Origin of the sequence: Magnetovibrio sp., assembly GCF_036568125.1 — a bacterium.
Classification (GTDB): domain Bacteria; phylum Pseudomonadota; class Alphaproteobacteria; order Rhodospirillales; family Magnetovibrionaceae; genus Magnetovibrio.
In genome coordinates this window covers 105,361-118,516 of record NZ_DATCTF010000012.1, presented here as the reverse complement: position 1 = coordinate 118,516, position 13,156 = coordinate 105,361, and the positions used below count along the sequence as shown (strand labels likewise).

At 59.6% G+C, this 13,156-nt stretch carries 15 protein-coding genes; 12 read left to right on the top strand and 3 right to left on the bottom strand.

Annotated elements, in window-relative coordinates; genetic code table 11:
• The first annotated feature begins 1 nt into the window (after position 1).
• From ccmD to ccmI, 6 genes are read left to right on the top strand one after another with little or no spacing between them, the layout of a single operon-like run.
• On the top strand, positions 2 to 202 hold the full coding sequence (ccmD, locus tag VIN96_RS10035) for a heme exporter protein CcmD (RefSeq protein WP_331895883.1): 201 nt from the start codon (positions 2 to 4) through the stop codon (positions 200 to 202).
• Entirely contained in the window at positions 192 to 644 is a 453-nt protein-coding gene (gene ccmE, locus VIN96_RS10030; protein ID WP_331896059.1) for a cytochrome c maturation protein CcmE, read from the top strand. Before ccmD ends, ccmE begins: the two co-directional genes overlap by 11 nt.
• Entirely contained in the window at positions 641 to 2,641 is a 2,001-nt protein-coding gene (locus VIN96_RS10025) for a heme lyase CcmF/NrfE family subunit (protein ID WP_331895881.1), read from the top strand. The genes ccmE and VIN96_RS10025 overlap by 4 nt, the downstream gene beginning before the upstream one ends.
• A 20-nt stretch (positions 2,642 to 2,661) precedes the next feature.
• The gene (locus VIN96_RS10020) at positions 2,662 to 3,213 is read left to right on the top strand and encodes a DsbE family thiol:disulfide interchange protein (protein ID WP_331895879.1); all 552 of its coding nucleotides are present in this window, start codon (positions 2,662 to 2,664) and stop codon (positions 3,211 to 3,213) included.
• A complete protein-coding gene (locus VIN96_RS10015; protein WP_331895877.1) occupies positions 3,210 to 3,704 on the top strand; it encodes a cytochrome c-type biogenesis protein in 495 nt (164 codons plus the stop codon). The genes VIN96_RS10020 and VIN96_RS10015 overlap by 4 nt, the downstream gene beginning before the upstream one ends.
• On the top strand, positions 3,701 to 5,131 hold the full coding sequence (gene ccmI / locus VIN96_RS10010; RefSeq protein WP_331895876.1) for a c-type cytochrome biogenesis protein CcmI: 1,431 nt from the start codon (positions 3,701 to 3,703) through the stop codon (positions 5,129 to 5,131). The genes VIN96_RS10015 and ccmI overlap by 4 nt, the downstream gene beginning before the upstream one ends.
• A gap of 47 nt (positions 5,132 to 5,178) precedes the next feature.
• On the opposite strand, the gene VIN96_RS10005 is transcribed toward ccmI, so the two are convergent.
• From VIN96_RS10005 to VIN96_RS09995, 3 genes are all read right to left on the bottom strand, one after another.
• On the bottom strand, positions 5,179 to 5,646 hold the full coding sequence (locus VIN96_RS10005) for a hypothetical protein (protein ID WP_331895875.1): 468 nt from the start codon (positions 5,644 to 5,646) through the stop codon (positions 5,179 to 5,181).
• 78 nt (positions 5,647 to 5,724) lie between these two features.
• Positions 5,725 to 6,138 carry a DUF1924 domain-containing protein gene (locus VIN96_RS10000; protein WP_331895873.1) on the bottom strand — a complete coding sequence of 138 codons (414 nt, stop codon included), beginning with the start codon at positions 6,136 to 6,138 and terminating at the stop codon, positions 5,725 to 5,727.
• A 3-nt stretch (positions 6,139 to 6,141) separates the two neighbouring features.
• Positions 6,142 to 7,272, bottom strand: a complete 1,131-nt coding sequence (locus VIN96_RS09995; protein WP_331895871.1) for a cytochrome b/b6 domain-containing protein — start codon at positions 7,270 to 7,272, stop codon at positions 6,142 to 6,144.
• Positions 7,273 to 7,560: 288 nt separating this feature from the next.
• On the opposite strand from VIN96_RS09995, the gene VIN96_RS09990 reads away from it, so the two are divergent.
• From VIN96_RS09990 to VIN96_RS09965, 6 genes are all read left to right on the top strand, one after another.
• Positions 7,561 to 8,259 (top strand): cytochrome b/b6 domain-containing protein, encoded by a 699-nt coding sequence (locus VIN96_RS09990; RefSeq protein WP_331895869.1) that lies wholly within the window; start codon positions 7,561 to 7,563, stop codon positions 8,257 to 8,259.
• 15 nt (positions 8,260 to 8,274) lie between these two features.
• Entirely contained in the window at positions 8,275 to 8,646 is a 372-nt protein-coding gene (locus tag VIN96_RS09985) for a PepSY domain-containing protein (protein ID WP_331895867.1), read from the top strand.
• A 41-nt stretch (positions 8,647 to 8,687) separates the two neighbouring features.
• Positions 8,688 to 9,359, top strand: coding sequence for a response regulator transcription factor (locus VIN96_RS09980; protein ID WP_331895865.1), 672 nt, complete (start codon positions 8,688 to 8,690; stop codon positions 9,357 to 9,359).
• Positions 9,360 to 9,371: 12 nt separating this feature from the next.
• Positions 9,372 to 10,715, top strand: a complete 1,344-nt coding sequence (locus VIN96_RS09975) for an ATP-binding protein (protein WP_331895864.1) — start codon at positions 9,372 to 9,374, stop codon at positions 10,713 to 10,715.
• Positions 10,716 to 10,878: 163 nt separating this feature from the next.
• Positions 10,879 to 12,072, top strand: coding sequence for a phosphoglycerate kinase (locus VIN96_RS09970; RefSeq protein WP_331895862.1), 1,194 nt, complete (start codon positions 10,879 to 10,881; stop codon positions 12,070 to 12,072).
• 735 nt (positions 12,073 to 12,807) lie between these two features.
• Positions 12,808 to 13,086, top strand: coding sequence for a hypothetical protein (locus VIN96_RS09965; RefSeq protein WP_331895860.1), 279 nt, complete (start codon positions 12,808 to 12,810; stop codon positions 13,084 to 13,086).
• Positions 13,087 to 13,156: the final 70 nt, after the last annotated feature.

Here is a 13,156-nt window from a genome sequence, read left to right as displayed (position 1 = left end):
CATGGCCGAATTCTTTTCCATGGGCGGGTACGGCGCGTACGTGTGGCCGTCTTACGTGATGACGGCGGTGGTGATGATCGTTTTGTTGGTCGTCAGCCTGCGCGGATTGAAAACCACCGAAGCCACCTTTGAACGGTTAAAGGGCGAAACGCGCCCCAATAAAAACGACGCGAAGGAGAGCCTCAATGGCGATGAAGCGTAAACACAAACGTCTCACATTCGTCATCGTCGCCATGGCGCTGGTCGGCGTTGCCACTGGCTTGGTGCTGTATGCGCTGGGTGACGGCGTGTCGCTGTTCCACAGCCCGACCGACATCGTCGTCAAGCAACCCGACCCCGATCAAAGCATCCGCCTGGGCGGTTTGGTCGAAGAAGGTTCGGTGCAGCGCGCGGAAGGTTCCGCGGTGGTGCGCTTTCGCGTCACCGACATGGAAAACACCGTCGACGTGGTTTACGAAGGCCTGCTTCCCGATCTGTTTCGCGAAGGCCAAGGCATCGTGACCACCGGCAAGGTGGTCAACGGCACGTTCGTAGCCGAAGAGGTGCTCGCCAAGCACGACGAAAATTACATGCCGCCCGAAGCGGTCGATGCCTTGAAAAAGTCCGGCCAGTGGCAGGGCGATGAAGCGGGAGCCGCAAAATGATAGTAGAGCTCGGCCATTTCGCGTTGATTTTGGGTCTGATGGTGGCGTTCTTTCAAGCCACCGTGCCCTTGATCGGCGCCGCGCGCGGCGATGTGCAATGGATGCGCTTCGCCGGCCCAGCCGCCGTCGCACAAGCATTGTTTGCTGTGCTTTCTTTTGCGGCGCTGACCTATGCGTATGTGGTGTCGGATTTTTCGGTGCTCAACGTGGCGTCGAATTCCCATTCGATGAAACCGATGCTGTATAAAGTTTCCGGCGTGTGGGGCAACCACGAAGGTTCGATGATGTTGTGGGTGTTGATCCTCGCCATCTACGGACTGGCGGTGGCGACCTTCGGGCGAAATTTGCCGCCCAGCCTGCGCGCCCGTGTGCTGGGCATCCAGGCGCTGATCGCACTGGGTTTTTACCTGTTCATTTTGCTGACTTCGAACCCGTTCGAGCGCATTTTTCCCGCGCCGATGGATGGCCGAGGCCTCAACCCGCTTTTGCAGGACCCCGGTCTCGCGTTCCATCCGCCGCTGCTGTATCTCGGCTACGTCGGTTTTTCGATCGCTTTTTCGTTCGCCATCGCGGCGCTGATCGAAGGCCGCGTTGACGCCGCGTGGGCCCGTTGGGTGCGGCCTTGGACGCTGGCGGCGTGGGGTTTTCTCACCGCCGGTATCGTGCTGGGATCGTGGTGGGCGTATTACGAGCTCGGCTGGGGCGGTTGGTGGTTCTGGGACCCGGTGGAAAACGCGTCGTTCATGCCGTGGCTGGTGGGCACCGCGTTGCTGCACAGCTCCATCGTGGTGGAAAAGCGCAACACCTTGAAAGGCTGGACGATCTTTTTGTCCATCGTGGCGTTCTCGTTTTCGCTGCTCGGCACCTTCATCGTGCGCTCCGGCGTGCTGTCTTCGGTGCATTCGTTCGCATCCGATCCGGCGCGTGGCGTGTTTATCTTAGGCCTGTTGTTGGCGGTGGTCGGTGGTTCGTTCACCTTGTTCGCGGTGCGCGGACCGGAACTCAAAGCCGGCGGTTTGTTCCAACCGGTATCGCGTGAAGGCTCTTTGCTGCTTAACAACCTGTTGATGACGGTTGCGGCGGCAGCTGTGTTGCTCGGCACCTTGTATCCGTTGTTCTTGGATGCGCTGGGTGGCGGCAAAGTGTCCGTCGGTCCGCCGTTCTTTAATGCGGTGTTCATTCCCTTGATGGTTCCGGCCATCATCGTGATGGCCTTCGGTCCGTTGATGTCGTGGAAACGCGGCGATGCGGGGCGTGCGCTCAAGCAATTGGCCGTGGCGTTCATCGTCGCGGTGATCACGGTTGTGGCCAACTGGCTGGTGATCGAACGCGCCAGCTTCCTGTCGGTTCTGGGCACGGGCCTTTCGGCGTGGCTGGTGGTCGGCACGCTGACCGAGATCGCGGTGCGCATTCGCTTGTTCAAAACCGATCTGGGCACGTCGTTGCGCCGCTTGGTCAACATTCCGCGCTCCAGCTGGGGCATGACGTTCGCCCACGCAGGGCTCGGCATCGCCATCGCGGGCATGATTGGTTCGACCGTGTGGAAGCAAGAAAGCATCCAGGTGATGGCCGTCGATCAATCCGTGGACTTGGCGGGCTACACCTACACGCTCAAGGGTGTGCGCGACGTCCAGGGGCCCAACTACGTGGCTCAGGTCGGCGCGGTCGAGGTGACGAAAAACGGCAATCACTACACCTGGCTGTATCCCGAAAACCGCGTCTATCCGGTGCAGGGCCGCCCCACAACCGAGGCGGCGATCGAAACCACGTTCTTGGCCGATCTTTACGTTGCCCTCGGCAACAAAGAAGAAAACGGTTCCGGCTACGTGATGCGCATCTACCACAACCCGCTGGTGCTGTGGCTGTGGCTCGGTTCGTTGATGTTGGTTTTGGGTTCGCTGGTCAGCTTGACCGACCGCCGTCATCGCATCGGCGCGCCGGAAAAGACCAAGAAGCGTGCCTCGGCTCAATCGGCTCAACCGGCCCCAGCTGAATAAGACGGATAAGGAACGCATTCATGAAACGTTTTTTATACGTCATTCCGTTGCTGGTTCTGGTGGTCGTTGGCGGCTTTTCGATCCTGCAGCTCAAACAGGTGAGTGGCGGCAAGTCGGTCAACATCTTGCCGTCGGTGTTGATCAACCGCGAAGTGCCGCCGTTTGAATTGGATCCGATTCAAGGGCGCGAACGCGGCTTCGGCTCCAAGGATTTGTTGGGGCAAGTCACCATCGTCAACTTGTTCGGCTCGTGGTGCGTGGCCTGTCAGGCTGAGCATCCGTTTCTGATGACTATCAAGGAGCAAGGCTTGGTGCCGATTTACGGCATCGACTGGCGAGAAAAGAACCCCGAAGCGGGGCCGAAATGGCTGGCCAAGTACGGCGATCCGTACACGCTGATCGGCGACGATCCAAATTCTAAAGCCGCCATCGCGTTCGGCGTGACGGGCGCGCCGGAAAGCTTCATCGTCGATCAAAACGGGGTGATCCGCTATAAGCAGATCGGTCCCATTACGCCGGAAGTGTGGAAAAACACCTTGTGGCCGCTGATACAGGAGCTGCGCAAAACATGATTCGCACACTCGCCGCCGCGTTGCTGCTTGCCGTGTTGGCGCCTATGAGCGCCCACGCCGTCGAGCCGAACGAGATTTTGAGAGACCCCGCCCTGGAAGCACGCGCCCGCGAAGTGGGTAAGGAATTGCGTTGCGTGGTGTGTCAGAACCAATCCATTGACGATTCCAACGCCGAGTTGGCGGGCGACATGCGGGTTCTGGTGCGTGAACGCATTGCCGCGGGCGACACCAATCAACAGGTGCTCGACTACATGGTCGATCGCTACGGCGATTACGTGTTGCTCGACCCGCCGTTCAAGACCGCGACGCTGGTGTTGTGGATCGGTCCGGGCGTGATTGCCGGTCTCGGCCTGGTTTGGGTGGTGATGATGTTTCGCCGCCGCAAGGCCGCCGACGGCCACACCGAATTGGCTACCGGCGTTCAGGCCGAACCCTTGAGCGACGCCGAACGCCGTCGCCTGGACGAACTTTTGAAGGAAGATAACGCATGATCGCGTTTTGGAGTGTTGCCGCTGCGCTGACCGTCGTCGCGCTGGCGTTCATGATCGCGCCATTGGCGCGCAAGGCCAAGTCCGAGGCTGCTGCGCCGGGACGCGGTGATTTCGACATCACCGTCTATAAGGATCAACTGGCCGAGGTCGACCGCGATCTGGAACGCGGGGTGTTGAGCGAAGATCAGGCATTGGCCGCGCGTACCGAAATCGAACGGCGCATGTTGGCCGTGGCGCAAGAACAAGACAGCGCCCTCGAAATCGCCGAAACGGCCAAACCCAAATCGTCGATGGCGTTGATCGCCGCGATCATGGTCGCGGTGCCGCTGGGTGCGGTGGCGTTTTATCTTTATCTCGGCCAGCCCGAATTGCGCGATCAACCGTTGGCGCAACGCCAGGTGATGCAGCAGCAAGCCCAGGCCCAAGGCCAGGGCGAGGGGGGCGACACCCGCGCGCGGGCAATGGAATTGCTCGCCCAATTGGAACAGCGCCTCAAGGACAATCCCAAAGACATCGAAGGCTGGCTGATCCTCGCCCAGGTCTACGAGGCGATGAACCGTCATACGGATGCGGCGAACGCTTATGAGAACGTCGTCAACCTCACCGAACGCCATCCCGAAGCACTGACCGCGTGGGCCGAGGCGCAGATCATGGCCGAACAGACGGTGGTGATTCCGGAGGTGGCGAAACTGCTCAAGGAAATCAAGCAAAAGGACCCGACCGAGCCGCGCTCGTACTTTTATTTGGCGCTGGAACGTCAGCAGCACGACGACCTGCGGGGGGCCTTGGACGAATACGTTCAGTTGCTCGAACATTCGCCGTCCGATGCCGAATGGGTCGAACAAATTCAAGATCGCATGAAAAGCTTGGCCAACGAAATGGGCATCGATGTGCCGGTGGTGGCGATGTTGCCGCCAGCAGGTCCGCCCGCTGACGCGACGGCGGATGCGCCGGGGCCGACCGCGGAACAAATGCAAGACGCGCAGCAAATGACCCCCGAGGAACGCCAGGCCATGGTGCAATCTATGGTCCAACGCTTGGCCGACCGCTTAAAGGAAAACCCCGACGACTTGGCTGGTTGGCAACGCCTCGCCCAAGCTTATCGGGTGATGGGCGATACCGCCAAGTTGGCCGAAGCCGAAGCGCAGATTGCGCGTCTGCAGGGCGGCGCGACGGGCAGCGCAACAGGTGGTGCGGCTGCGGCGCCAGGCCCCAGCGTTCAACAGATGCAGGATGCTCAGCAGATGTCGACGGATGATCGTCAAGCGATGATCCAGTCGATGGTGCAACGTCTGGCCGATCGCTTGAAGGAAAACCCCGACGATCTGGCCGGGTGGCAACGCCTGGCCAAGGCCTACCAGGTCATGGGTAACGCCGATGGCGTGGCCGAGGCCGAGGCGCAGATCAAGCGTCTGCAAGCTCAATAAAAAAAGCCCGGTGAAAGCCGGGCTTTTTTGTGTCTACGCGTTCGAGATCAGTCGTCTTCGAAAATGCCGCGTTGAGCGTTCTTGTGGCAGGCCACGCAGTCGGCTTTCGACTTGACGTTTTTGCGTTCCCACATGCGGGTGAACTCGCTTTCGCTGTGTTTTCTGACAAAGCGCGGGGCGGTGACGATGCGTGTGGGCGGGTTGTTCAGATCGACCTTATCCATCCATTTCTTGGCGGCACGGGTGGACTGAACGTCGGCGGCATCGTTGAGATGATAGTTCAACACGTAAGCCTGGGTTTCGGCGTCCAGCGAGGCGTCTTCGCCGAAGTGGTTGGGCAGGTCCGAAATAATCTTTTTCCAAGTCGCTTGAGGCAGCATTTGCGGAAAAAAGGTCATATGGCATTCGCCGCACGCGGCAATGACTTTTTGATCGGTGATCGGCGTGAAGCTTTCGGCATGTGCGACACTGGCCGTGACGGCCAATGCGGCGGCAAGGAAAAGAGCTTTTTTCATGATTTGTTTTCCCCCAATTGAAAATAACAAGACAGGCGGTTGGGGAACGGCCCTAACCGCCTGCTTGAATCGAACGCGTTACTGGCTGGACAGGTAGGTGATCCAGTCGACTTTTTCCTGCGGCGTGCATTCGCGGCCGATCACGCCTTGGCAGTTGCGCAAGAACCACTTGTCGACCTTCTTTTTGTCGGTGAAGCGGTCCGGGGCGCGCGACACCGCCATCGGGTCGATGGCTTTGCCGGTGCGGGTCTGACCCGCCTGCTGCGGCGTCGCGCCGTGACAGGTGGTGCATTTGGGCGTGTCGGGTTTGCCGGTGCCGTAGTTTTTGGTGTACATGGCCGCGCCGTTGGCGGCATTGCCTGGGCCGGCGCCCTGGGCCATGAAGCCGGCGATGATGTCTTCGCGCGGACCGGCGGACGCCGGGCTTGCCACGGCGGCACCGAATGCGGCGGCTAAAGTGAGTGTGCAGGCCAACGTTTTGATGGATTTCATGTCTCAGTTCTCCTTCGGGATCTTGATTTTCTGGTCGTCGAAACGACCACTGTAATGATCGGTGTGACAAGCGCCGCAATTGGATTTCACGCCCACCTTCTTCAGCTTGAAGTATTCCGGTTTGACGTCTTCGTGTTTGCGTTTCCAATAGGGCGTTTCGGTGATCTGTAAAGGCGCTTCGGGGTTGACGTTGCGAAACCGGTTGGCGGCCTCAGTATCCCAATTTTCGCCGCCATAGCGCGTCAGGTATGCGGTGATTTCGATGACGCTGTCTTGGCCGATCGTCGCGTCCTCGCCGAAATGATCATCCAGCCCGGCCATCATCTTGGTCCAGCTGTCGATGGGCAGCAGACTGGGGTGGAACGGTTTGTGGCAATCGCCGCATTCGCTTTCATAGGTGTCGTTGGGCGGCAAATATAACAATCCCGAGGGCGGCATGGTCGAAAACGCCCACAGCATGCTGCCTGCCAAACCGACGAACACGAATATAACGATGGCAGCGGCCAAAGGACGTGCTTTTCGGTGTTGCAGCGCAGGGGTATCCTTGGGCACGTTTTTCAAGCCGGTGATCATGGCGCGCACCAGGTTTTCACCGGTGAGCTTGATTTCCACGAACACCCCGGCGATGTGCAGCACGATCATGGCCAAAAGCAAAATGACGAAACCGGTGTGGATGGTCTTGGCGATGTCGCCGATGATGTAATTGGCGGCCCCGGCCAAGGGCCCCTGGTTTTCCTCACCGCCCAAAACCATCAATCCCGACAGGGTGATGACCGTCAGCACGAACAACAGGCCGAACACCATCAACGAGCCGGTCGGGTTATGACCGATATAGTGTTTGACCGGTCGCAGGGTGATCAGCTCCTTCATGTGCTCAAGGATGTGCACGGGGCTGAAGGTAAAGGTTTCCAGGCGCGAGTACTCGCTGCCGAACAAGCCCCAGGTCAGGCGGAACACCAGCAAAATCACGGTGATGTAACCGGCCCACAGATGCAGGCCCATGGTGTTTTCGGGAAACACCCAGCCGGTGAGAAAACCGATCAGCACCATCGCAACTAAGGTCCAATGGAAAATACGGGTCGGCAGGTCCCATACCTTAACGTTGCGGCCGGGTGTCTTTGCGTCGTCGGTCATGATCGCGGTCACACTTCCCCAAATTATGGCACGCCCAAACGTCCGCTTGGTTGCGCACACGCGTTGTGGTTCGGTTTAATTGTATTCAGTTGTCATAATCTAGACTAGGTAAACTGAATTAATGCTGACCTTGTCATTCAGCGCGTATTCATCTTGGATGGGGCATGCTCGATTAGCAACTGAGCGTGCTTGGCACGTGCCCCGAACGGGCCGTATGCGCCGGGGATAAAAATCGGGCAAAGGCCCTCGGCTTTATGCACGCCCACACAAAAACAAGTGGATGATCCCATGGATGACCGACTCCCCCACACCTCTAAAGTCACACCGCAAAGTATGCAATCCAAAGACCGTACCGTCAAAGTTTGGGATATTCCGACACGGATTTTTCACTGGAGTTTGGTGTTCGTCGTGGCGGTGGCCTGGGTGTCGTCCGAAGCCGACGGCGGCGCGTTTTGGATTCATGTCTATGCCGGGACGCTGTTGCTCGGTTTCGTCGCCTTTCGCGCCGTTTGGGGCATGATCGGCAGCCGCCACGCGCAGTTTGGAGATTTCGTTCATGGGCCCGAGGAAGTTACCAGCTACACCACGCGCCTGATGGCCTTTCGCCCGCCCTATTCGCTTGGCCACAACCCGCTGGGCGGTTGGATGATCGTGGCGATGATCGCGGTCATCTTGCTGGCCGTTTTGACCGGCATGATGTCGTCGGAAGACGGCTATGTCGGCCCGTTGGCGCACATCGGCGGCGGCCTGTTGGGCGAGGCACACGAAGGTTTCGCCAATTTTTTGCTGATTTTGATCTTCGTTCACGTGGTGGGGGTGTTCGCCCACGGCGCGCTCACACGTGAAAACCTGCCGCGCGCCATGATCACCGGCGACAAGCATGTTCCCTCCGGCGTACCCGGCGAAGACATCAAACCGGTCGGCATGGTCCGCCCTTTGATTGCGCTCGCCATCGCGGTGGTGGTCGTGCTTTACTTCATGCGCTAGAGCGAAGGGGTTGCCATGACAAAAAATCGTCGCCAGCTTGGTCTTAAATACGTTTTGGTCGCTTTGACGATCGCTGTTTTCGCGGCCTCTGCGGTTCCCGCTTTTGCCGACGAGGCGGACCAGGACCGCGCCCGCGCCGCGATGTTGCGCGGCGAGGTGGAGCCGCTGCCTAAAGCCCTGATCGCCGTCGAAAAACATTTTAAAGGCGATGTCATCGAGGTTGAACTCGAAGAAGAAGATAAATTTGCCCGCGGCCCGACCTTGGTCTATGAGATCAAGCTGTTGACGCCGGAAGGCAACGTCCTAAAACTAAAAGTTCATGCGAAAACGCTTGAGATTCTGGACGTTGACGGTAACGATGACGAAAATTACAAGCGTGACGATTGATCCTGTCGCGCGAACGTTGATCCATATTTGGGGGCGAACACATGCGAGTTTTGGTCGTAGAAGACGAACCGGACCTGCGCCGACAAGTCAGCCGCGCGCTGATGGAGGCGGGTTACAGCGTCGATGAGGCGCCGGACGGTGAAGAAGGTCAGTTTCTCGGCGACACCGAACCGTACGACGTGATCGTTTTGGACTTGGGCCTGCCCAAAATCGACGGCATTTCGGTTCTCAGCCATTGGCGTCAGGCCGATCGCGACATGCCGGTGTTGATTCTCACCGCGCGCGACAGCTGGAACGAAAAAGTCGGGGGCTTCGACGCTGGCGCCGACGACTATCTCACCAAGCCGTTTCACATGGAAGAGTTGCTCGCGCGCGTGCGTGCCTTGATCCGCCGTTCGGCCGGTCACGCGACGCCGGTTCTCGAATGCGGCCCGGTCGAGTTGGACACCCGCACCGGCAAGGTAACGATGGACGGCACGGCGGTGTCGCTGACCGCACATGAATTGAAAGTGCTGTCGTATTTCATGCATCACCAAGGCCGGGTGGTGTCGCAGACGGAATTGATCGAACACATCTACGATCAGGATTTCGACCGCGATTCCAACACCATCGAAGTGTTCATCGCGCGATTGCGCAAGAAACTGTCGTCGGAACTGATCAAAACCCATCGTGGCCGGGGCTATTCAATGTCGCCGCCCGGCGAAACCGTCTGACGGCGCGGCGCGATGCTGGGACGTTCCGTCAGTTTACGTCTTATCTTGATCTCTGTGGCGTGGATCGTTGCGACCCTGGCGGTCGGCGGCTGGGTGCTCAGCCAACACTTCCGCACCCATGTCGAAAACTCGTTCGATTATGGTCTGGAACGTCACGTTGAAGAGCTGCTGTCGTATACCGAAGTGGTGGACGGCAAGGTCGGCTTGAGCCGCCGCCCGACCGATCCGTCATACCTGCGTCCCTTGTCGGGCTGGTACTGGGAACTGACCGCGGATGGTGTGGTGATCGAACGCTCGCGCTCGCTGTGGGATCAGGTGTTGCCGATCAAACCGATCCCGAACCGCGGACAAGCGACCAGCTTTTTCATGTATGGCCCGCGCGAGGAAAAACTGCGCGTGGTGGCGGAAGCCTTTACCTTGCCAGGCTACGACAAAGACGTGCTGATCTACTTCACCGGTCCCGCGTCGGTGATCGATCGCGCCACCGAAGAATTCACCGAAACCTTGACCACATCCCTGCTGTTGCTGGGGCTGGGGCTCATGGCGGCGGTGGTGTTGCAGGTGATCTTGGGACTCAGGCCTTTGAAATTGGTGCGCCAGAAGCTGGGGGCCATTCACGCCGGTGAGACGGAACGTATGACCGGCGTGTTTCCCAGCGAGGTCGAGCCCTTGGTCAACGATCTCAATAAACTGCTCGACCACAACGCCGAAGTGATCGAACGCGCCCGCACCCATGCGGGCAATCTGGCCCATGCCTTGAAAACGCCGTTGGCGGTTCTCGGCAACGAAGCGGACGGCATGGAAGGTCAGTGCGCCGCGACCTTGCGTGAGCAAGTCTCGACCATGAATGACCTGGTCACCCGTCATTTGGCGCGCGCGCGCGCCGCGGGCGGCTTGGGCGTGCCGGGGTTGAAGGCCGACGTGGGGGAAATCGCGTCTGGGCTTAAGCGTACCTTGCAACGCATTTACCAGCGCAAAAACGACGGCGCGGGGGTGAGCATTGCGCTGGTCAACGTACGCGAACACTACGTTGTCGGGGATCGCCAGGACGTCGAGGAAATGCTCGGCAATCTGCTCGACAACGCCTGCAAATGGGCGGCCAGCCGGGTGCGTGTGACGGGTGCCCGCGAGGGTCGCGAAATCGTGCTGTCGATTGACGACGACGGCCCCGGAATCCCGGCGGATCTGCGTGACGACGTGCTCAAACGCGGTAAGCGCTTGGACGAAGCCACCCCGGGCAGCGGCTTGGGGCTGAACATCGTGCACGAGCTGGCGGAGTTGTATCACGGTTCGCTCTCCTTGGACGAATCGGATTTGGGCGGCTTGAGCGTGCGTCTTCGTTTGCCGGCGGCCTAAGCCCAGAGGCTCGTGCCCCCGACTCTTCACTTGCCTTTTTGTGTAGGAATCCGCATAAAACGCGCTCAAAGATGCCGTCGGCCTTCCTCCCCAGCCGGCCGGTTCTGAACCGAGACCTATAGCTGAACAGGGAAGCAGGCTTACCTGCCAAGAGGAATTGACCATGAGCACTTTCAAAACCATCGATGATCTGGATGTGGCCGGTAAGCGCGTTCTGGTACGCGCCGACTTGAACGTTCCGATGGCCGACGGCAAGCCGTCCGACACCACTCGCATCGACCGTTCCGCCCAGACCATCAAGGACCTCGTCGCCAAGGGCGCCAAAGTCATCATCTTGTCGCACTTCGGCCGTCCCAAAGGTCAGGTGGTGCCGGAAATGACCTTGAAGCCGGTTGCCGAAGCCATGGCGTCCGCACTGGGCTGCGCTGTCGCGTTCGCCACCGACACCATTGGCGACAGCGCTAAGGCGGTTATCGCGGCGATGCAAGACGGCGATGTGGCGATGTTGGAAAACGTTCGCTTCCACGCCGAAGAAACCGACAATGATGACGGCTTCGCCAATGCCCTGGCGGCGTTGGGTGACGTTTACGTCAACGACGCATTTTCCACCGCACACCGCGCTCACGCCTCCACCGAAGCTCTGGCGCGCAAGCTGCCCGCGGCAGCCGGCCGTTTGATGCAGGCGGAATTGGAAGCCCTGGGCGGTGCGCTCGGCACCCCGCAAAAGCCGGTGGCGGCCGTGGTGGGCGGCGCCAAGGTTTCGACCAAGATGGAAGTGCTCGGCAACCTGTCCAAGAAGGTCGACATGATCATCATCGGCGGCGGCATGGCCAACACCTTCCTGTTTGCCAACGGTCACGACGTCGGCAAGTCGCTGTGTGAAAAAGACATGGCTGACGAGGCGCGCAAAATCGTCGCCGACGCGGCTGCCAACGGCTGCGAAATCGTGTTGCCGGTCGATCTGGTGGTCGCCGCCGAATTCGCCGCAGGCGCCGAAAACAAGGTCGTCGGCCTCGACGATATCCCCGCCGACATGATGGCCTTGGACATCGGCCCGGCGACCATCGCCGACGTCGAAAAGCGTCTCGCCACATGTAAAACCTTGGTGTGGAACGGTCCGTTCGGCGCGTTCGAAATCGAACCGTTCGACAAGGGCACCAACGCCGCCGCTCAGGCAGCGGCGCGCTTGACCAAAGCCGGCACGCTGTTGTCGGTCGCCGGTGGTGGCGACACGGTCGCGGCCCTGGCACATGCCGGTGCGGCTGACGACTTCAGCTACATTTCGACCGCCGGTGGCGCGTTCTTGGAATGGATCGAAGGCAAAACCCTTCCGGGCGTTGCCGCGCTGGAAGGTTAAGCCTTACGTAAGCCTTGAAAACCCCGGCTCCATGAGCCGGGGTTTTTTTGTTTTTGTTAACGGGCTGTTAAGGGGGCTTATTCCCTTTTTTGGCGAGTTGTGATATAAAAGTGTGTCCGCGTCTGTGTTCGATGCGTCATCTGCTGCTGAACACATACGACAGACACGAGTCGCGAGGCCGGGCATCCCCATGGTTTGAGGATGTTCCAGTTTCGCATTAGCGACAGAAGCGTTGCTTTGAATCGCTGCCCCGCTTGCGGGCGGGTGCGCCGGTTCCGAGAAAGGAGAGCCGATATGTCTGTAAATTCAGCAGGCTCAGCCGCCAACGTACAACAAGCACTCGTCGCTCTCCGCCAGACGGTACAGGCGGAGCAGGTCGCGGCGGTTGTTGTGACTGAAGCTGCCAATCAGGCAGTTCAGCAGGCACAGCAAACCACCGCAGCCCAGGACGCTCAAAAGGGGGCCGTGCCCCCCGCCGGGCGTGGTGAAGTGGTTGACGTTAGGGCCTGAGCGGACGTTCGCGGTTGCGTTTGAGAAATCTGCGTAAACGCGAACATCAGGACAGACCAGCCAACGCAGACCCGTTCATCCCTTTGGGATGGACGGGTCTCTGCGTTTGAGGGCGTTTGCCAAAGGAAATCTTTTGGGGAGCAAAACTTTTCACGGCGTGCCGGACCTGCTAGGATGCTGCCGCATTTGACAAATGGTTAAGAAATTTGGGGCATACTGGCGCTTATGGCTGATATCACCAACGTTTCCACTCCGGTCGTTCGTCCCGCCGTGCAGCGCGCGTCGGTCGATGCCGCGCGCCCCGTTGCGGCCCCGGGCGCTGCCCCTGCCGCCGCCAAGGGGTACGGTGATGCGGGCGAAGTGTCGCGCCGCGCCAATGTCCTCAACAATGTCGAAACGCCGCAGAACCAAGCTTCGTTGAACCGCTTGGATCGCATTTTGTCGTCGGGCCAGCCGCTGCGCGGCGACGTGCCGCGTGGGTTTTATCTCGACCTAAAGGTTTGAACCCGCCGCCTGTCCTGTATTCGACACCCCCAGCCCAGATTTGGGCTTTTTTCACGCCCTCGCCTTTTCA